Genomic DNA, 20519 nt, shown 5'->3' on the forward strand with positions numbered 1-20519 from the left:
TTGGTCCTCGCTCATGAGTGTCGTGGAAGGCGCGCCAACGCGTGGTGCGCCAGAAGGGCTACGGTTGCTCCCGCCAGTTTAGGACGACCGGCGCGGCCGGTATCGTCCCGGCAACGATGTCGCGGGCGACCTCGGCCAACCCCCTGGGCTCGATGCGTTCTGAGGTCGACTCGAGCTCGGCCAACGTCCACCAGCGTGTGCCGAGGACCGGGTTGTCCTCGGTCTCGGCGAGGCGGCTCGTGTCCACGGTCGCGTCGGGCAGTCGGACCACGAAGTAGCGCTCCCGGGCGTAGCGGGAGGTCCGGAACAGGTGGAAGGGGCCGTCGCAGGACGCGACCTGCGGTCCGATCTCGGCGTCCGCCACGCCGATTTCCTCGGACAGTTCGCGCCGGCAGGCCTCCACATGCGTTTCGCCGGCCTCCAGTCCGCCCCCGGGCATGAACCAGAAGGTGCGGTCCTCCGGCTTCGCCGGATCGATCGGGCGCACCGACTCGTAGGCGATCAGCAGCAGGCGCTGATCCGGATCGAACACGAGCGCCCGGGCAATGTCGCGAACGGTCAGATCCTGCGTCATGTCCCCTCCTACCGCTCCGCTTCCAACCCCGATCTAGCAGGGATTCCGCTGACGGCCAGGGGGCGATCCGCCGGAGGCGCCGGCATCCAGATCACGATGGGAAGACCCTCGTCGTCCGAGCCGGGCGGATCGGGCAGGGGACGGGCACGGCCCTCGGCGAGGTCGCGGGCGACGACGAGGGCGGCCAGCGCATCCAAGTGGTCGTCCGCACCGACGCCCGGGGGCCGCGCCGCGATCAGGGCCTCGGGCAGGCCGGCGCGTCCGAGCAGGGCGCGGCGTTCGGCCAGGCCCGCCTGGCGGGCAGGGCCCTTCTTGCCCGCCGCCAGGGGGTGTCCGCCGTTGAGACAGCGGAATACGATCTCGGGATGGACCTCGTGGAGGCGGGCGACCAGGTCCGGTCGCGTCCGCAGCAGCCCGTCGACCGCCCGGATGGCGGGCAGGATGTTCCAGCACTGGATTGAGGGCGCGAAGGGCGGCGTGCTGTGCGCCCGCGACAGCGCCTTCGCCTCTTCGTAGGTCGCGGCATAGACCGCCGCGCGGGCCGGCACCGGAAACACGCTGGCCCGCCCACGCCCCAGGAACGCCCGCGCCGCGCGGTCCGCGCTTCGCCCCCCGCCCGTCACCTGCGTCTCCAGGCCGATGGGACAGTCGATCCCCACGCGGATCGGTGCTTCGGGACCATCGAGGAGGTCGACCGGCCGGGCGACCCGCACGGCGCGGAAGCGCGCCGGGTCGTCGAGATCCAGAAGCACGCCGGCCCAGGCCCCGCGGCACCCGTCGAGGCCGCCGATCCAGCGCGTCATCGGCGCGGGCCGGACAGGGCCGACGCGAACCGGATCGGGCTTGGCCCGTTGTCGCTGCTCAGGGCCGCCGCTGCCGGCGGCCGCCGAAACGGGAATGCGTTCATGGACATCGCCGTCGACAAGGTCACCGAAATCATCCTGCGCGTGCGCGCCGTCGATGTGAAGGAAGGGCCGACCGACCCCGATTCCGGCTCGAACCCGACCGATGACGGGGCCACCGACGTGCTCATCTCGGGCACGGACGACGCCACCGAGGAGGAGCTGCGGTCGATGATCGGTGCCCTCAACGACGACGAGCGCGCCGACCTCCTGGCGCTGCTCTATATCGGGCGCGGCGACATGGAGCCCGAGGAATGGTCCGAGGCGGTGCGCTTCGCCCGCGAGCGTGAGGCGGCCGGCGAGGGGGCTGCCCACGAGATCCTCGGCATCCCCAATGCGGGCGACCTCCTCGACGAGGGCCTCGCCAATCTCGGCATCACGCCGGACCTGCCCCAGGCCTGAGGCGGCCTGCCCCGGGGCACCTTGCGTCGGGGCAGAGCCCGCCGTCAGCGGCAGGGCAGGGCGAGGGCGGTGTCGGCGACGAAGCCGGCCGTGTCGCGCAGGCTCTGCGGCTGTCTCGGATCCTCCGACACCGCCTCGGCCTCAGCGTGCAGGCGGTCGTTGCAGGCACAGGTCGGGATCTGCCCCCTGGGCGGCGAGCAGATGTCGTGGTGCATGCAGGCGCGGTCCAGGGCGTCGATGGGCGGGCGCGGGCTGCGATTGCCGGGGCCGCAATAATTGCCGTGGATCAGGAACGTCCCGCGCTCCGGGTTGACGTAGGGCATTTCCTGCGCCCGAGCGGTGGGAACCGTCGCGGCCGACAGGGTGGCGGCGAGCGCCAAGGACCCCAGGAAGCCCATGACCGGGCGGGCGGTCCGGGAGGGTCTGTCTGCGTCAATCATCTGCACCTCGTCGTCTCGGTCCGATTGCGCCCTCGCGGGTGGAGATGGGGCCTCCTCATCCGGGGACAAGCGCCTCGCTTCGGCGAAGGGCGGCTTAGACCAGGCGAGACCTGTTGAGCCCCCGTCGCGACAAGGTGGCTGCGGTCTTAATCATTGCTCGGCAAAGCAACGCCCGGCCGTGCGACTGCTATTTGATAGGATTCGTTCGGGTGATGCTTCGCACCTGTGCGCGGGGGCTCGCCGCTGCCGCCGCGGCGTCGCGCCCGAAGATGCGTCGGCCGGACACGGGACGGCGATCCCCATCACCGTCATCCACACCGTTAACCTTTTCTTAACCCGCCGATTGTGGTGCAACGCCGGCCGTGGGACATTCGTTAACAGAAGCTTAACGGGGCCAAGGGCGGTCATGCGGTACGGGTTTTCCCAGCGTTTCTCGGCTCTGACGGCCCGTCTCGCGACCTTCGGTGCCGCGACGCTGGTCATGGGCCTCGCCGCCCTCTCGGGCGCGGATGCGCAGACCCTGGCGGCCCTGCCCACCGTCCCCAGCGCCATCAGCGCCGGTGCCCAGACCCGTCCGATCGCCGCCTGGGTGGATTTCTGCGCCGCTTACGCCACGGAATGCGCGGTGAACACTGCCGAGCCGGCCCAGATTACTCTCACCCCGACGATCTGGAACACCATCGTCTCGGTCAATCGCCGGGTGAACAAGTCCCTCGTTGCCGTTACCGACATGGACCACCTCCACGTTGCGGACCGCTGGGACCTCGCCGAGGACGGCTCGGGGGATTGCGAGGATTTCCAGCTCCTCAAGCGCAAGCTCCTGGCCGAGGCCGGCCTGCCGCGTCGGGCGATGCGGATGACGGTCGTCATCGACGAGAAGGGCGAGGGTCACGCCGTGCTGACCCTGATCACCGATCGCGGCGACCTCATCCTCGACAACAAGACCAGCACGGTCCTGCCCTGGCGCCAGACCGGCTACACCTTCATCAAGCGCGAGAGCCAGGATGCCGTCGCCTGGGTGTCCCTCGGCCGGGCCGCCTCGCCCGTGACCACCGCCAACCGCTGAAGCCGTCCCGATACGGGATCGTGGACAACCCGGTCCTTTAAGGCGTGGTTAAGCGTGGCCGCGCGACGGTGATCCCGCTCCGGGATACACCGCCATGACGTTCCGCGATCTTCTCCGTCCCGCTGCCGCGCCCGCCCTGCTGATCCTGCTCGTCACTTCCGCGGTGGCGCAGGAGGCCCCGAGCGTGGCCGAGCGTCACGCCTCCTGGCGCGCCTGCCTCAACCGCAACTTCGGCCTCGAGGTCGCCCTGACCAGCCGCGTCATCGCCGCCGACGCCGCCCTGCGCACCTGCCGGCCCAGCGAACAGGCCTATCTCGCCGCCCTCGCGGCCTCACCCCTCGTCGACGGCGACGACGTCGCCCGGGTCCGGCCGGCCCTGCTTCTGCGCGCCCGGGGCTGGCTCCTCGACGGCGGCCGTCAGCGCCCGCTCTGATGGGCTGATCCGCCTGAGGCTTCGCGCAAGGGCGGTTTGCGGCTGTCAGGCGAAGGATTTGCGCGGGTCGAAGGCATCGCGCACCGCCTCTCCGGCGAAGACGAGCAAACTCAGCATCACCGCTACTACGAAGAAGCCGGTTAGCCCGAGCCAGGGCGCCTGGATGTTGTCCTTGCCCTGGGCCAGCAACTCGCCCAGCGAGGCCGAGCCGGGGGGCAGGCCGAAGCCGAGGAAGTCGAGGGACGTCAGCGTCCCGATCGATCCGTTGAGGATGAAGGGCAGGAAGGTCAGCGTCGCCACCATCGCGTTGGGCAGGAGGTGGCGGCTCATGATGCGGATGTTCGAGAGACCCAGCGCCCGGGCGGCTCGCACGTACTCGAAGTTGCGGGCCCGCAGGAACTCCGCCCGCACGACTCCGACGAGGGACACCCACGAGAACAGCAGCAGGATGCCCAGCAGCACGAAGAAGCCCGGCTCGATGAAGGCCGAGATGATGATGATGAGGTAGAGGGTCGGGATGCCGCTCCAGACCTCGATGAAGCGCTGCAGGGCGAGGTCGACCCAGCCCCCGAAATAGCCCTGCACCGCCCCGGCGATCACGCCGATCACCGAGGAGATCAGGGCGAGGATCAGCCCGAACAGCACGGAGATGCGAAAGCCGTAGATGATGCGCGCCAGCACGTCGCGGGTGGTGTTGTCGGTCCCCAGCCAGTGCTTCTCCAACGCGGCGCAGGGTTTGCCCACGGATTGGCACTGGGCCTCGGTGAGCATCCAGGTCGGAGGCGAGGGGGAGGGGGTCGGCAGGCCGTCGATGATCGTGTCGTAGGAATAGGGGATCGGCGGCCAGATCGCCCAGCCGTTGTCGGCGATCTCCTTGCGCGTCTCCGCCGAGCGGTAGTTGGGCCGGGCGTAGAAGCCGCCGAACATCTCGTCCGGGTAGTCGATGACCACCGGGAACAGGATCTCGCCCTTGTACGAGACCACCAGCGGCCGGTCGTTGGCGATGAACTCGGCAAACAGGCTCGTGACGAACAGACCCGTGAAGATCAGGAACGACCAGTAACCGAGGCGGTTGCGCCGGAAATTGGCGAGCCGCCGCCGGTTCAGCGGCGACAGGCCCCGGCTGGGCGGAGGCAGAGCGACCGCCTGGGCGGTGTCCGGACGCGCGACCTCGTTCATCGGACGCCCCTCCGTGCGGCGGACCTCAGCCGTCGATGCGCGTCGCCGTGCCCTCGATCTCGTTCGGGCGCAAGCCGCCATGCCGTTCGAGGTGACGCCGCAGCAGGCGCACATTGCGGCGGTTGGCCTTGAACGCCGCATCGAACAGGTCGCCCGCCAGCGGCACGGCACCGAGCGCTCCGTCGGCCGCGATGTTCAGCGCCATCCGGGCGATGAGCCAGCGCGGCGCCCCGAGCCGGCGCGCCTCCACCACGATGTAGGAGGCCAGCAGCATGCCGGCCACGTCGCCCACCACCGGCACGAGGCCCACCAGGGCGTCGAGGCCCACCCGCCGGTTGATGCCGGGGATCACGAAGGCCGAGTCCATGAGGTGCGCGAACGCCTCCAGGCGCAGCAGCGTCGCCTCGCGGTCGTCCGCCTTGGGCCGGAAGCGGGTCGTGGCGCCTGCGGTCTGGGTGAAGTCCATGGTTGGGCTCCGGGGCAAGTCCAGCCTGTGGGAAGGGTGCGGCGTGGTCATGCGTCGGGATGTGGCCCCGGTCCCGCGCCCCCGCAAGCGCCACCCCTGCGAACCCGTCCATCAGGCGGCCTGCCGCGCTGCGGTGGTGAGCCGGTCGAGGGCCCGGTCGAGGACGTCGTCGGCTTTGGCGAAACACAGCCGCACGAGGTGGCGCACCGAGGCATCGGGATAGAAGGCGCTGATCGGGATCGCGGCGACGCCGTGCCGGCGCACCAGGTCGTCGCAGAACGCGACGTCGTCGTCGCAGCCGAGGGGCGCGAGGTCGACGTTGAGGAAATAGGTGCCGTGGGAGGGCAGCACCCGGAAGCCCCGCTCGGCGAGGCCCGTCGACAGGCGGTCGCGTGATGCCGCGAAGCGCGCGCGCATGCCGGTGAAGTAGGCGTCGTCCTTGGCGAGCCCGTAGGCCACCGCCTCCTGCAGGGCGGGCGGCGTCGTGAAGGTGAGGAACTGGTGGGCGTTGGCCACCACCCGCATGAGGGCCGGCGCCGCCATCACGAAGCCGACCTTCCAGCCGGTCAGCCCGAAGATCTTGCCGGCCGAGCCGATCTTCACGGTGCGGTCGCGCATGCCCGGGAGGGCCATCAGGGGGCAATGCCGTGCGCCGTCGAAGACGATGTGCTCCCAGACCTCGTCGCAGACCGCCACCACGTCGTGCCGCGTGCAGAACGCGGCGAGCAGCGCCAGGTCCTCGTGTCCGAAGATCGTGGCACTGGGATTGAGCGGATTGTTTAGGATGACGAGCTTCGTCCGGTCCGAGAAGGCCTGCGCGAGGGCGTCCGCATCAAGGCGGAACTGCGGGGGCTGGAGCGGTACGATGCGGGCGACGCCGCCGGCCCGGCGGACCAGTGGCAGGTAGGCGTCGTACAGGGGCGCGAACAGCACGACCTCGTCACCCGGCGCGATCAGGGCGAACAGGGCGGCGGCGATGGCCTCGGTGGCCCCCGACGTCACCATCACCTCCGCCATCGGGTCGAGATCCAGGGCCTGATGATGGGCGTAATGCGCCGCGATCGCCCGGCGCAGATCGGGCAGACCCATCATCGGCGGGTACTGGTTGTCGCCGTGCAGCACGGCCTCGGCGGCCTTGCGCCGGACATCCTCCGGTCCCGGATCGTCCGGGAACCCCTGACCCAGGTTGATCGCGCCGAGTTCGCGGGCGAGGCCCGACATCACCGTGAAGATGGTCGTCGGCAGATCGGCGAGGACGGGATTCATGGAGAGCGGGGGTTCGGGGAAAGGGAACGGCGCAGCGAGCCGTGGCGTAGCACGCCCCATCGTCCCGGTGAAATGTGCGTCCTCGCACCCAGCCCGAGCCACCATCGGGCAGGTTGCCTGACGATTGTTGACTTTCATCAGCCATCACGTAACTCTCAATCCACGGCTGGAGCGGTGATTGCCAGCGCGGGACTTCGCCCCCTCGTTCCGTACACGTGTCGTCGCCGCTCCGGTCCTTCCCAAGAAGAGGTCGTCGCTTCCCCCAGCGGCGGCCTTTTCTGTTCGTCGAAGGGCGAACCGCATCGAGCAGGGGATCGCGACAGGGATTTACGCGCGCCGGCGCGGCAGCAATACGGTGGAAACGCGAAGGCCGCACTGGAGTCGCATTGGTTCCCTAGAGCGTCTGCTATGCCGCGCCGCGATTGCCTTCGAGACCTGGGACCGGCCGGGGCCGCGCTTCGATCGGACGAGATCCACGCTCGGCCGAGATCCGCCGATGCGGGGCGCAGGGTGCGACGTCGCTCGATCCTGTCCTGGGACGCGCATGGACCTTATGTCCACTGCGTCGGCAGCGCCTGCCGATCCGGCCAAGCGCCGACCGGTCGAGCACCGACCGGGCAGGCGGCCCGGGATTGCGCTGCGCCGGGGACCGTTGGTCTCGTGAGAGCCTGCCGGTTCTTCCGCTCGCAACGCCGTCCGCAACACGCCATGATCGTCAGGCCATGAACGAAACCTCGCCCATCCGCACCGAGACAGCGCGCGAATATCCCGGGACGCTCCCGGGCGACGCGGTGCCGCGCGAGACGCGTACCGCACCCCCGGCCCGTCGCAGCCGGGCGGGGCGCTGGTTCCTCCTGCTCCTGATCCTGGCGGGGGCCGGATATGCCGGATACCGCTTCTACCTCGCGCCCAAATCCGAGACCCAGGTCGCCGCAACCTCCGGGCGCGGCAAGGGCGGGGGCGGGCGCGGCGGCCATGGCGAGCCGGCCCAGGCGGTGGGCATCGCCACGGTGGCCCCCGGCGACGTGCCGATCGTGCTCGCCGGCCTCGGTACCGTGACACCGCTCGCCACCGTGACGGTGCGCTCGCAGATCAGCGGCTACCTCACCGAGATCGGGTTCCGCGAGGGCCAGACCGTGAAGAAGGGCGACTTCCTCGCCCAGATCGATTCCCGCCCGTACGAGGCTCAGCTCGCCCAGTACCAGGGCCAGCTCATGCGCGATCAGGCGCTTCTGCAGAATTCGAAGCTCGACCTCGCCCGCTTCCAGCGGCTGAGCCAGCAGGACTCGATCTCGAAGCAGAACGTCGACACCCAGGGCGCCCTGGTGAAGCAGAACGAGGGCACGGTGGCCGCCGATCAGGCCCTCGTCGACCAGCAGAAGCTCAACATCACCTACACCCGCATCGTCTCGCCGGTGGAAGGCCGCGTCGGCCTGCGCCAGATCGACCAGGGCAACTACATCACCGCCGCCTCGACCAGCATCGTGGTGGTGACCCAGCTGCACCCGATCTCGGTGGTCTTCACCCTGCCGGAGGACGATGTCGCGCGGGTGATGCGCCGGGTGCGCTCGGGTGCCAAGCTCGCGGTCACGGCCTACGATCGGGGCGACACCAATGTGATCGCCACCGGCGTGCTGGATACGGTGGACAACCAGATCGACACCACCACCGGCACCGTGAAGCTGCGCGCGATCTTCGAGAACCAGGACGATGCGCTCTTCCCGAACCAGTTCGTCAACGCCAAGCTCACCGTCGACACCGTGCGGGACGCGCCCATCGTCCCGACCGCGGCGATCCTGCGGGGGACCCCGGGCACCTACGTCTACCTGATGCAGGGCGACGACAAGGTCGTGGTCCGGCCGATCAAGCTCGGCGAGGCGGACGGTCCGCGGACAGTGGTGACGGAGGGGCTGAGCGTCGGCGACCGCGTGGTCGTGGACGGTACCGACCGCCTGCGCGACGGCGCGCCGGTGCGCATCACCGAGGAGGGCGGCAAGCCCCGGAGCGCCCCGCATCGGGATCATGCGGCCGACGCCCAGGGCAAGCCGGCCGATGGCCAGGGTGCGCCCACGGAGGCGCAGAGCATGCCGGCCGCCGCGCCCGTGACCGAGGGCGCCAAACCCGACGCCGCCAAGGCCGACGCCGTCGCTCCCGAGGGCCAGAAGCGCGAGCGCCGCCGGCAGCGCCCGGCCGAGGCGCAATGAGCCGATGAATCCGTCCCGCCTCTTCATCCTGCGGCCGGTCGCCACCACGCTGTTCATGCTGGCGATCCTCCTGGTCGGCATGGTGTCGTACCTGAACCTGCCGGTCTCGGCCCTGCCGTCGGTGGACTACCCGACGATCCAGATCCAGACCTTCTATCCGGGCGCCAGCCCCGAGGTGATGACCTCGGCGGTGACCGCGCCGCTGGAGCGGCAGTTCGGGCAGCTCGCCAACCTGAACCAGATGACCTCGCAGAGTTCGGCGGGCGCTTCCGTTATCACCCTGCAGTTCAGCCTGGACCTTCCCCTCGACATCGCCGAGCAGCAGGTGCAGGCGGCGATCAACGCGGCCGGCAACCTCCTGCCCTCCGACCTGCCGGCGCCGCCCATCTACGCGAAAGTCAACCCGGCCGACGCGCCGATCCTGGCCCTGGCGCTGACCTCGAAGACCCTGCCCCTGACCGAGGTGCGGGATCTGGCCGAGACGCGGCTGGCCCAGAAGATCTCACAGGTGGCCGGCGTCGGCCTCGTCAGCACCGGCGGCGGACAGCGCCCGGCCGTGCGCATCCGCTTCAACGCCCGCGCCCTGGCCGCCTACGGCCTCAACATCGACGATCTGCGCACCACGGTCACCAACCTCAACGTCAACACGCCGAAGGGCACCATCGACGGACCGACCCAGTCCTACGCGATCAACGCCAACGACCAGATCCGCGACCCGAAGGCCTATGACGACGCGATCATCGCCTACAAGAACGGCGCGCCGGTCCGTCTCTCGGACGTGGCCGACGTGGTCAACGGCCCCGAGAACACCAAGCTCGGCGCCTGGATGGACGAGACGCCCGCCGTCATCCTGAACATCCAGCGCCAGCCCGGCGCCAACGTCATCGCCACCGTCGACAAGATCAAGGCGCTGCTGCCCCAGCTCCAGGCCACCCTCCCGGCCGCCATCGGCGTCACCGTGCTCACCGACCGCACCACCACGATCCGCGCCTCGGTGCACGACGTGCAGGTGGAACTGGCGCTGGCCATCGGCCTCGTGGTTCTGGTGATCTTCCTGTTCCTGCGCAGCGTCTCCGCGACCCTGATCCCGAGCCTGTCGGTGCCCCTCTCCCTGATCGGCTCCCTGGCGGTCATGGACCTCTACGGCTTCTCCCTCGACAACCTGTCCCTGATGGCGCTCACCATCGCGACCGGCTTCGTGGTCGACGACGCCATCGTGGTGATCGAGAACATCGCCCGCCACGTGGAGGAGGGCGACTCGCCGCTCGAAGCGGCGCTGAAGGGCAGCCGCGAGATCGGCTTCACCATCATCTCGCTCACGGTGTCGCTGATCGCGGTGCTGATCCCGCTCCTGTTCATGGGCGACGTGGTCGGGCGCCTGTTCCACGAATTCGCGATCACCCTGGCGGCCACCATCATCATCTCGGCGGTGGTCTCGCTCACGCTGGTGCCGATGCTGTGCGCGCGCCTGCTGAAAGCCCACGTGCCGGGCAAGGCCGAGCGCCGCGAGGGGATCGTCGCCCGCACCGCGCGCCGGGGCATGGACGGTATCATCGCGGGCTACGGCCGCATGCTGCGGGTGGTGCTGCGCCACCAGACACTGACCCTCATCGTCACCCTCGGCACGATCGCGCTCACCGCCTACCTGTTCGTGGTGATCCCGAAGGGATTCTTTCCGGTGCAGGACACCGGCGTCATCCAGGGCGTAACCCAGGCGGACCAGACCGTCTCCTACGCCGCCATGGCCGAGCGCCAGCAGAAGCTCGCCGCCATCGTCCTGAAGGACCCGGACGTGCAGAGCCTGTCCTCCTTCATCGGGGTCGACGGCCAGAACGTCACCCTGAATTCCGGCCGCTTCCTCATCAACCTGAAGCCGCAGGAGCAGCGTACCGCTCGTGCGCCGGAGATCATCGAGCGGCTGAAGGCGGCCACCACCGCGGTCGCGGGCATCCGCCTCTACCTGCAGTCGGTGCAGGACCTCACCATCGACACGGCGGTTGGCGCGACCCAGTATCAAGTCATCCTCGAGAACCCGAACCTGACGGAGTTCGAGACCTGGGTGCCGCGCTTCGTGCGGGCGCTGCAGGCCTCGCCGCTGCTCATGGACGTGGCGAGCGACCTGCAGGCGAGCGGGCTGGCCGCCTACATCACCATCGACCGGCCCACCGCCGGGCGCTACGGCATCACCCCGGCCACCGTCGACAACGCCCTCTACGACGCGTTCGGCCAGCGCATCATCTCGACGATCTTCACCCAGTCGAACCAGTACCGGGTCATCCTCGAGGCTGATCCCGACCTGCACAAGACCATCGAAAGCCTGGATCACATCTACCTGCCGTCCTCCACGGTCGCCTCCGGCCAGGTTCCGCTCTCGGCCGTGGCCCAGGTCAGCGAGCGGCGGGCGCCGCTGCTGATCAGCCATCTCGGGCAGTTTCCCGCCACCACCGTGTCGTTCAATCTCGCCCCCGGCGCGGCCCTGGGCGACGCCGTCGCGGCGGTGGAGGCGGCACGCCAGTCCATCGACCTGCCGCCGAGCTTCCGCGTGGTGCCGCAGGGATCGGTCTTCGCCTTCCAGTCGGCGCTCTCGAACCAGCTCTTCCTGGTGCTGGCCGCCATCGTCACCGTCTACATCGTTCTCGGCGTGCTCTACGAGAGCTTCATTCACCCGATCACCATCCTATCGACCCTGCCATCGGCCGGCATCGGGGCGCTGATCGGCCTGATGCTGTTCGGGCTCTCCCTCGACATCATCGCGATCATCGGCATCGTGCTCCTCATCGGCATCGTGAAGAAGAACGCGATCATGATGATCGACTTCGCGCTCCAGGCCGAGCGCGAGGATGGGATGAGCCCTCGCGACGCGATCTACGAGGCCTGCATCCTGCGCTTCCGGCCGATCCTGATGACGACCCTGGCGGCCCTGTTCGCGGCCGTACCGCTCATTGTCGGCACCGGCGTCGGCACCGAACTGCGCCAGCCCCTGGGCATCGTCATCGCGGGCGGCCTCATCGTCAGCCAGGTGCTGACCCTGTTCACCACCCCGGTGATCTACCTCGCCTTCGACCGCCTGGAGCGCCGTCTCTCCGGCCGCCGCGCTGGCGGCGCCGACAGCGTCGAGGCGCTGCCGTGAACATCTCCGAGCCGTTCATCCGGCGGCCCGTCGCCACCACGCTGCTGACCATCGGCGTGCTGCTCGCCGGCATCTTCGCCTTCATGAAGCTGCCGGTGGCGCCGCTGCCGCAGGTGGATTTCCCCGTCATCCTGGTCCAGGCGCAGATGGCCGGTGCCTCGCCCGAGACCATGGCCACCACGGTGGCGGCGCCCCTGGAGCGCCGCCTCGGCTCGATCGCCGACGTCACCGAGATGACTTCGACGAGTTCGCTCGGCTCCGTGCGCCTCGTGCTGATGTTCGGGCTCAACCGCGACATCGACGGGGCGGCCCGCGACGTCCAGGCGGCGATCAACGCCGCGCGAGCCGACCTGCCGACCGCGCTCCGCTCGAACCCGACCTACCGCAAGTTCAACCCGGCCGATGCCCCGATCCTCATCCTGGGCCTCACCTCCGACACCCTGACGCCGGGGCAACTCTACGATTCCGCTGCCACGGTGGTGCAGCAGAAGATGTCCCAGCTCCCCGGGGTGGGGAACGTCGACATCGGCGGCTCGTCCCTGCCGGCGGTGCGGGTGGCCCTCGATCCGACGGCCCTGTTCAACTACGGCATCGGCCTCGAGGGCATCCGCGCGGCCCTGGCCTCGGCCAACGCCAATTCGCCGAAGGGCGCGATCGAGACCGACACGCGCCACTACCAGCTCTACGCCAACGATCAGGGCCGGGTGGCCGCCGATTACCGCGACCTCGTCGTGGCCTATCGCAACGGGGCTGCCGTGCGCCTCACGGATGTGGGCACCATCGAGGATTCCGTCGAGGACCGGCGCAACCTCGGCCTCGTCAACGGCAAGCCGGGCGTGATCCTGTTCATCTACAAGCAGCCGGGCTCCAACGTCGTGGAGACGATCAAGGGGCTGAAGGCCGCGATCCCGCAGGTCAAGGCGGCGCTGCCCGGGGATATCGACCTCACGATCACGGGCGACCGCAGCGCCACCATCCGCGCGTCGCTGGCCGAGACCGAGGAGACGCTGGTCATCGCGGTCGTCCTCGTGATCTTCGTGGTGTTCCTGTTCCTGCGCTCCGGCCGCGCCACCCTGATCCCGGCGGTGGCCGTGCCGATCTCCATCGTCGGCACCTTCTCGGCGATGTACCTGCTCGATTACAGCCTCGACATCCTGTCGCTGATGGCGCTGATCATCGCCACCGGCTTCGTCGTGGACGACGCCATCGTGGTGCTAGAGAACATTCAGCGGCACATCGAGCAGGGCAAGCCCCGGGTCGAGGCGGCCCTCCTCGGCTCCCGCGAAGTCGGCTTCACCGTCATCTCCATGAGCCTGTCCCTGGTGGCGGTCTTCCTGCCGATCCTGCTGATGGGCGGCATCGTCGGGCGCCTGTTCCAGGAATTCGCCGTCACCCTCTCGCTCGCGATCCTGATCTCCCTGGTGCTCTCCCTCACCACCACGCCGATGATGTGCGCCCTCCTGTTGCGTCCCGAGGGGGCGCACGGGGCGGCGCGGCCGAACTGGCTGGTGCGAGGCCTGGAGGCCGGGTTCGACGGCATGCTCGCGGGCTACGAGCGGACCCTGCGGGTCGCCATGCGGCACCGGCGGCTGGTCGCCCTGACCCTGCTGGCGACGGTGGGACTCAACGTCTACCTCTACGTCATCGTCCCGAAGGGCTTCTTCCCCGAGCAGGATACGGGGCAGATGATGGGCGGCATCCAGGCCGACCAGCGCATCTCGTTCCAGTCGATGAAGCAGAAGCTGGAACAGGCCACCGCCATCGTGCAGGCCGATCCCGCCGTCGACAGCGTCGTCGGCTTCACCGGGGGGCGCGGCACCAACTCGGCCAACGTCTTCGTCGGCCTGAAGCCCCGGGGCGAGCGCGAGTCGATCACCGCCGTGATGGCGCGCCTGCGCCCGAAGCTGTCCCGCGTGGCCGGCGCCCGGCTGTATCTGTTCCCGCGCCAGGACCTGCGCATGGGTGGGCGCCAGAGCTTCGCCCAGTATCAGTACACCCTGCAGGGCGATACCGCGGAGGAGCTGTATCAGGCCGCGCCGAAGCTGGTGCAGGCCCTGCAGAAGAACCCGATCTTCGCCGACGTCACCTCCGACCAGCAGGAAGGCGGCCTGGAGAGTCGCCTCGTGATCGACCGGGCCAGTGCCTTCCGCTACGGCCTGACCCCGGACAAGATCGACAACACGCTCTACGACGCCTTCGGCCAGCGCCAGGTCTCGACGATCTACAACCCGCTGAACCAGTACCACGTCGTGATGGAGATCGCCCCGCGCTACCTCCAGAGCCCCGACACCCTGAAGATGCTCTACGTCTCGACCTCGGGCGGCAAGGCCCGGGGCTCAGCCACCACCAACGCGGTGGCCGGCACCGTGGCGGGCGCCCCGACCGCGGCGGCAGGAACCGGCGCCGTGGGCGCGACGGCGACCGCCGATGCCAGCGCCGCCTCCATCGCCACCGATTCGGCCCGCAACGCCGCCGCCAACGCGATCGCGGGCGGCAAGGGCGGCGCCTCGTCCAGCGCGCCGGTGTCGAGTTCGAAGGAGACGATGATCCCGCTCTCGGCCTTCGCCCGGCTGGAGACCGGCAATGCGCCCGTCCAGGTGAGCCACCAGGGCCTGTTCGTCGCCACCACGATCTCGTTCAACCTCGTGCCGGGCAAGAGCCTGTCGGATGCCACCGCCGCCATCGACGCGGCGATCACCGATCTGCGCCTGCCCGCCACGATCCACGGCGAATTCGCCGGCTCGGCGAAGAGCTTCCAGGAATCGTCCTCGCGCCAGCCGCTGCTGATCCTGGCCGCCCTCGTCGCCGTCTACACGATCCTCGGAATTCTCTACGAGAGCTTCGTCCACCCCGTGACGATCCTGTCGACGCTGCCTTCGGCCGGCATCGGCGCCTTGCTGGCGCTCCTCGTCTCGGGGACCGAGTTCACCGTCATCGCGCTGATCGCCGTGTTCCTGCTCATCGGCATCGTGAAGAAGAACGCGATCATGATGATCGACTTCGCCCTTGATGCCGAGCGCACCCGCGGGGCCTCCCCGCAGGACGCGATCTTCGAGGCCTGCCTCTTGCGCTTCCGCCCGATCATGATGACAACGCTGGCGGCGATGCTCGGCGCCCTTCCCCTCATCCTCGCTGGCGGGGAGGGCTCCGAGCTGCGGCGGCCCCTCGGCATCGCCATCGTCGGCGGCCTGATCGTGAGCCAGATCCTGACCCTCTACACCACCCCCGTCGTCTACCTGTACCTCGACCGCCTGCGCCGCCGCGCGCCGGCGGCGGGCGCAGCGCTGAGCCCAGCCGAATGAGCGATTTCCGTCGGCCGATAGGGCTCGCTCGCGCCGTCCGCGCGCCGGCAGTGGGGGTAGGCAGGACGCGTGCGCTCCGTGCGTCCGCCATTCTCCTCGCCACCGGCCTCTCCGGCTGCATGGTCGGTCCGGACTACGCGCGTCCCTCGGTCGAGACGCCGCTCGCGTTCAAGCAGGGGGGCACCCGCGAGGACAGCGCCGCCTACGTGGCGAGCCGCAAGGGCTGGCGTCCGGCGGCGCCCAACGACGGGGCCGAGCGCGGCGACTGGTGGCGGGTGTTCCGCGATCCCACCCTCGACCGGCTGATCCGCCTCGTGGACGTCGACAACCAGAGCCTGCGGGCCCAGGTGTCCGCCTATGAGCAGGCGCGCGCCTTCGTCGCCCAGGCCCGCGCCGCCCTGTTCCCCACGGTCACGGGCGCTCCCAGCATCTCGCGGTCGCGCTCCCTCGGGATCGAGCGCACCAACGTCTCGCTCCAGGGCCAGGCGAGCTGGGAGCTCGACCTGTTCGGCCGCATCCGCCGCAACATCGAGAGCGAGGTGGCCACGGCCCAGGCCAGCGCCGCGGAACTCGCCCTGGTGCGCCTGACGCTTCAGTCGGAAGTCGCAATCAATTACCTGACGCTGCGCTACCAGGATTCGCTCCAGCGCGTGCTCAACGAGAACATTGAGGGCTACAAGAAGAGCCTCGCGATCACCGAGAACCAGTACAATGCCGGCGTCGCCGCGCGCTCGGACGTGATCACAGCCCAGACCCAGCTCCAGACCACCCAGGCCCAGGCCATCGCCGTCGGCCTGCAGCGCGCCACCTTCGAGCACGCCATCGCGCTCCTCGTCGGCCGGCCGCCCTCCGAACTGAGCCTGCCGGTGGCGCCCCTCGCCACGCGCCCGCCCGCCGTGCCGGTCGGCATTCCCTCGTCGCTTCTCGAGCGGCGCCCCGACGTCGCGCAGGCTGAGCGCAACGTCCAGGCCCAGAGCGAGCAGATCGGCGTCGCCGTAGCGGCGTTCTACCCCACCGTGACGCTCTCGGCCTCCGGCGGCATCTCGGGGAGCCCGGCCAACGGCCTGTTCTCCGCCGTCAACCAGGTCTGGTCGGTGGCGGCCGCCGGGACGGAGGTGTTCTACGACGGCGGCGCCCGCGCCGCGGCCCTGCGCATCACCCGCGCGGCCTACGACGCCAGCGTCGCGAACTACCGCCAGACCGTGCTCACCGCCTTCTCGGAGGTCGAGAACGGCCTTGCCGGCGTGCGCATCCTGGCCCGGCAGCAGGTGGCCCAGGACGAGGCTGTGGCCTCGGCCCGCCGCGCCGTGGAGATCACCCTGAACGAGTACCGGGCCGGAACGCAGAACTTCACCACCGTGGTCACGGCGCAGGCGCTCGCCCTCAACAATGAGGTCACCGCCCTGCAGATTCGCCTGAACCGCTTCACCACCGCGGTCTCGCTGATCCGCGCGCTGGGCGGGGGCTGGGACGTGCGCAGCCTGCCGAGCGGGGATGAGCTCAAGGAAGCCCGGCTGCCGGTGGATTCAGGCCAGGCGGTCCGCACCGACGAATAGGGATCTGTCCCGCGTCCCGGTCGGGTCAGCCCCCGCTTTCCGACACGACCTTGGCCGGAACGTCGTCGGACGCCGCAGGTTGACGAGCGGATTTCGCCGGCGCGCCGCGCGGCAATCGCGAGTGGAGGCCGTGGGCCATGGACCAGACACCCCCCGCCAAAGCATCCGCCGGGTCCCCCGGGCATCGGCCGGTCCCGGCCGCGCCCCCCTGCACCCTGGTGATCTTCGGGGCCGCCGGCGACCTGACGAAGCGGCTGCTGATGCCGGCGCTCTACAACCTCGCGGCCGGCGGCCTGCTCGACCCGAACTTCCGCATCATCGGTGTCGATCACAACGCCAACACCGACGAGGGCTGGCGCAAGGACCTCTCAGACACGATGCAGTCCTTCACCACGGACCGCACCTCGGAATTCCACCCCGACCACATCGACCCGCAGGCCTGGGGCTTCGTCAGCGAGCGCCTCAGCTTCCGCCAGGGGGACTTCACCGCCGTCGAGACCTTCACGGGTCTCGCTCAGGCACTGTCCGGCAACGTCATCTTCTATCTTGCGGTCTCGGCCCGCTTCTTCGGGTCGATCGTCGACGCCCTGGGCCAGGCGGGTCTCCTGAAGGAAGGGAGCGGCGCGTTCCGCCGGGTCGTCATCGAGAAGCCGTTCGGCAGCGACCTCGATTCGGCCCGCGCCCTCAATGCGCGAATCCTCAAGCAGGGGGCCGAGACCCAGTTCTTCCGGATCGATCATTTCCTCGGAAAGGAGACGGTCCAGAGCATCCTGGCGATCCGCTTCGGCAACGGCCTGCTCGGACCGGTCTGGCACCGCGACCACGTCGACCACGTGGAGATCACCGCGGCGGAGACCATCGGCGTCGAAGCGCGCGGCGCATTCTACGAGCCCACCGGCGCGCTGCGCGACATGGTGCCGAACCACCTGTTCCAACTGCTCTGCATGGTGGCGATGGAGCCGCCCAGGAGCCTCGACGCCGAGGACGTCCGCGACGAGAAGGCCCGGCTCATCCAGGCGGTGCAGCCCGTCCAGCCCGCGCAGGCGGTGCGCGGCCAGTACGGCGCCGGCCAGGAGCACGGGCACGCGGTTCCGGCCTATCGCGACGAGCCGAACGTCTCGAAGGAGTCCCGCACCGAGACCTACGTCGCCCTGAAGCTCACCATCGACAATCCGCGCTGGAAGGACGTGCCGTTCTACCTGCGCACCGGCAAGCGGATGACCGACCGCGTCACCGAGATCGCCCTCCACTTCCGGCCGCCGGCGCACTCGCCCTTCGCGACTCCGGAGGCGCCCGTCACCCCCGATGTCCTTCGCTTCCGCATCGACCCCGAGCAGGGGATGGACCTCGTGATGAATGCGAAGCGGCCCGGGCCGCGCCTGGAACTCGGCCGGGTCACCGCCGCCTTCGACTACGGGGATTTCTTCCGCGAGACGCCGAGCGTCGGTTACGAGACCCTGCTCTACGATTGCCTGACCGGCGACGCGACCCTGTTCCAGCGCGCCGACAGCATCGAGGCGGCCTGGGCGGTGGTCGATCCGCTGCTCAAGGCCTGGGCCGAAGCGCCGGTGGAAATGTACGCCGCCGGGAGCGACGGGCCGGAGGGCGCGACCGCGCTCCTGGCCGCGCAGGGCCATGCCTGGCTACCGCTCGGCAAGGGTTGACCGCGCGGGACGAACCGCGCGCCGCCTGCGTCCAGGCGGCGGAGCGATCGGCGGCGCCGGCCGGAGCTCGGCGAGGGCGTCGTGGTGCAGCAGCAGGACCCCGGTGGCGGCGGCGAGCTTGCGCGCCGCAGGGGTGAACCCGGCGTTCGAGACCACCGCCGCCATGTCGGCGGACCAGTAGCGCATCGCCGCGGCGATCTCCTGCACGGCGCCGTTGCCCACCGGGCGGCCGTAGCGCTTGCACTGGACCACGAGACGGGTCCCGGCCTGTTCCGCCACGATGTCCGCGCCCTGGTCGCCGCTGGCCTGGGTGGCGCGCGCGTTCCAGCCTGCCTCGCGCAGACGTCCCGCGCAGTACCGCTCGTAGGCGATGCCCTCCTCGGGCGCTTCGCTCTCGTCCGGTAACTTCACCCCATCCGCCACCCGTTCGATGATCGCGAGGATGTCGTCCCAGGCCCCGTCGATCTCGTCGCCGCGGCCACGGGCCTCCAGTTGCGGCACCACCGTGCGCTCGGCGAAGTAGGATCGCTCGCGCTCCCACCCGTCGCTGATCAGGTTGCCGTAGGCGTCGATGAAGCATTCCTGCCGCCGCCGCAGGGCCAGGGTCGGTGCATGGGGGTGTGCGATCCGTCGGATCAGTCCGCGTAGGCGCCGCGGCCGGTCGAGATGGTGGAGCACGATACCGGCGAGTGCCAGTCCCGCCCCGACGGCGCCGGGCTGCCCGAACCAGAGGGCGCAGCCCCCGCCGAGGACGGACGTCCAGAACAGGCGCGCCACGAGGCGCGATCGACCCGACATGTGGTGGTCCCAACCGGAGGGGCGCCGGGCTCGTTCGACCCTCGGCCGCGGCGAACCCGAGCGTGGCAGCGGAGGGTTGCGCGTTCTCTAACGCTGGTTGGGTCGGGGCGCCGGGACGTTGCCGGGGATGCCGGGAGATCTTGCAGGCCGGCGCACCGGATCTGCGATCACGCGCCCCATGCCGGTTCGAATACACACCTGACCTGTGAAACGAACTCTTTCGCCAGATCTGGCAAGGTCAGTGCAAGGGCGGTCGACAAGCTGTGGACAAATGCGTGCTGCAGAAAGTCGAACGAGGCCGGAGCGTAGCGCCTCGGCCTTGTTTACCACCTATCCAGCACCGATTGGGATCCGGCGTCAGGCCTGAGCCGCCACCTTCGGCCGACGTCCCCGCGGAGCCGCCCCGGCCTTGGCTTCGGACTCGGCGGGCACACTCTCCTGCTTCCGACGCTGCTGGCCGAGGCCCATGTTCTTGGCCAACTCCGACCGGGCGGCCGCGTAGTTCGGGGCGACCATCGGGTAGTCGCTCGGAAGGTTCCACTTGGTCCGATACTGCTCGGGCGTCATCTCGTAGCGCGTGCGCAGGTGACGCTTGAGAGACTTGAACTTCTTTCCATCCTCCAGGCAGACGACGTAGTCCGGCGTGATCGAGCGCTTGATGGATACCGCGGGGGTCAGAGGCTCCGCCTTCTCCTCGGTCCCGACCTGGTTGAGCTTACCCAGGGTGGCGTGAACCGAGCCGATCAGGGCCGGCAGGTCTGCGATCGGAACCGAGTTGTTGCTCACGAATGCGGATACGATGTCTGCCGCGAGCTCGATGTAGTCCGGCAGGATTCCGTTCTCAGCGCTCATTCTGAATCTCTCGTTGCGTTTCGAATACCGCCCGCCCCGAAGGCGTCGTGCCGTTTGGGAGGTTTGGGTGCCGTGTGTTGGTTGTGACTTGCTGCTTGCTATGATGACGCAAAGAAAAAGGCAAGAGGCTCATCAGGTCTCGCATAGGTCGTATCCGGTTGATTTCTGGTGAACTGGAATAGACCAGCCGGCACTGCCATTCCGAAAAACCGGACTAAATTTGCGCTGTTTTCCCTGTTCCTGCACGGACTGGGCGACCGGGCGCATTAATGCCTCAAGGTTCAC

General features: G+C 69.4%; 16 protein-coding genes. 8 read left to right on the forward strand and 8 right to left on the reverse strand.

The features are described from left to right. Positions 1-58: 58 nt before the first annotated feature. Together AC1MGR_RS04730 and AC1MGR_RS04735 are read right to left on the reverse strand one after the other, a co-directional pair. Entirely contained in the window at positions 59-574 is a 516-nt protein-coding gene (locus AC1MGR_RS04730) for an NUDIX hydrolase (protein ID WP_480233821.1), read from the reverse strand. Between the two features lie 8 nt (positions 575-582). Further along, complete coding sequence (locus tag AC1MGR_RS04735) at positions 583-1377, reverse strand: DUF429 domain-containing protein (protein WP_480233822.1); 795 nt, start codon at positions 1375-1377, stop codon at positions 583-585. A 102-nt stretch (positions 1378-1479) separates the two neighbouring features. Here AC1MGR_RS04735 and AC1MGR_RS04740 point away from each other — a divergent pair, with 102 nt between their 5' ends. After that, positions 1480-1878, forward strand: coding sequence for a DUF3775 domain-containing protein (locus tag AC1MGR_RS04740; RefSeq protein ID WP_480233823.1), 399 nt, complete (start codon positions 1480-1482; stop codon positions 1876-1878). A 44-nt stretch (positions 1879-1922) separates the two neighbouring features. Here the strand turns inward: AC1MGR_RS04740 and AC1MGR_RS04745 are convergent, their stop codons facing one another. Then, positions 1923-2318, reverse strand: a complete 396-nt coding sequence (locus AC1MGR_RS04745) for a hypothetical protein (RefSeq protein ID WP_480233824.1) — start codon at positions 2316-2318, stop codon at positions 1923-1925. A gap of 406 nt (positions 2319-2724) precedes the next feature. Between AC1MGR_RS04745 and AC1MGR_RS04750 the strand changes: the two genes are divergently transcribed. Together AC1MGR_RS04750 and AC1MGR_RS04755 are read left to right on the forward strand one after the other, a co-directional pair. Beyond that, a complete protein-coding gene (locus tag AC1MGR_RS04750) occupies positions 2725-3384 on the forward strand; it encodes a transglutaminase-like cysteine peptidase (protein ID WP_108035379.1) in 660 nt (219 codons plus the stop codon). A gap of 94 nt (positions 3385-3478) precedes the next feature. Then, complete coding sequence (locus tag AC1MGR_RS04755) at positions 3479-3817, forward strand: hypothetical protein (RefSeq protein ID WP_480233825.1); 339 nt, start codon at positions 3479-3481, stop codon at positions 3815-3817. 45 nt (positions 3818-3862) lie between these two features. On the opposite strand, the gene AC1MGR_RS04760 is transcribed toward AC1MGR_RS04755, so the two are convergent. From AC1MGR_RS04760 to AC1MGR_RS04770, 3 genes are all read right to left on the reverse strand, one after another. Further along, positions 3863-4996, reverse strand: a complete 1134-nt coding sequence (locus tag AC1MGR_RS04760; protein ID WP_480233826.1) for an ABC transporter permease — start codon at positions 4994-4996, stop codon at positions 3863-3865. 25 nt (positions 4997-5021) lie between these two features. Then, complete coding sequence (locus tag AC1MGR_RS04765) at positions 5022-5462, reverse strand: DUF4112 domain-containing protein (RefSeq protein ID WP_108035376.1); 441 nt, start codon at positions 5460-5462, stop codon at positions 5022-5024. 111 nt (positions 5463-5573) lie between these two features. Further along, positions 5574-6728 (reverse strand): aminotransferase, encoded by a 1155-nt coding sequence (locus tag AC1MGR_RS04770; protein ID WP_108035375.1) that lies wholly within the window; start codon positions 6726-6728, stop codon positions 5574-5576. A 722-nt stretch (positions 6729-7450) separates the two neighbouring features. Here AC1MGR_RS04770 and AC1MGR_RS04775 point away from each other — a divergent pair. The 5 genes from AC1MGR_RS04775 to zwf all read left to right on the forward strand — a co-directional run bounded on the left by AC1MGR_RS04775 (position 7451) and on the right by zwf (position 18584). Beyond that, on the forward strand, positions 7451-8932 hold the full coding sequence (locus tag AC1MGR_RS04775) for an MdtA/MuxA family multidrug efflux RND transporter periplasmic adaptor subunit (protein WP_480233827.1): 1482 nt from the start codon (positions 7451-7453) through the stop codon (positions 8930-8932). A 4-nt stretch (positions 8933-8936) separates the two neighbouring features. Beyond that, positions 8937-12062 (forward strand): MdtB/MuxB family multidrug efflux RND transporter permease subunit, encoded by a 3126-nt coding sequence (locus AC1MGR_RS04780; protein ID WP_480233828.1) that lies wholly within the window; start codon positions 8937-8939, stop codon positions 12060-12062. Further along, complete coding sequence (locus AC1MGR_RS04785; protein WP_480233829.1) at positions 12059-15364, forward strand: efflux RND transporter permease subunit; 3306 nt, start codon at positions 12059-12061, stop codon at positions 15362-15364. Before AC1MGR_RS04780 ends, AC1MGR_RS04785 begins: the two co-directional genes overlap by 4 nt. Positions 15365-15483: 119 nt before the next feature. After that, positions 15484-16920 carry an efflux transporter outer membrane subunit gene (locus AC1MGR_RS04790; protein WP_480233830.1) on the forward strand — a complete coding sequence of 479 codons (1437 nt, stop codon included), beginning with the start codon at positions 15484-15486 and terminating at the stop codon, positions 16918-16920. 137 nt (positions 16921-17057) lie between these two features. Then, entirely contained in the window at positions 17058-18584 is a 1527-nt protein-coding gene (gene zwf, locus AC1MGR_RS04795) for a glucose-6-phosphate dehydrogenase (protein ID WP_480233831.1), read from the forward strand. Here the strand turns inward: zwf and AC1MGR_RS04800 are convergent. Together AC1MGR_RS04800 and AC1MGR_RS04805 are read right to left on the reverse strand one after the other, a co-directional pair. Continuing rightward, positions 18564-19382: a restriction endonuclease gene (locus AC1MGR_RS04800; protein WP_480233832.1), complete on the reverse strand. Its 819-nt coding sequence runs from the start codon at positions 19380-19382 to the stop codon at positions 18564-18566. The two genes, zwf and AC1MGR_RS04800, sit on opposite strands and share 21 nt — an antisense overlap. Positions 19383-19739: 357 nt before the next feature. Further along, a complete protein-coding gene (locus AC1MGR_RS04805) occupies positions 19740-20234 on the reverse strand; it encodes a Ros/MucR family transcriptional regulator (protein ID WP_108035369.1) in 495 nt (164 codons plus the stop codon). Between the last annotated feature and the right edge of the window lie 285 nt (positions 20235-20519).

Source organism: Methylobacterium sp. BI1, assembly GCF_056680125.1.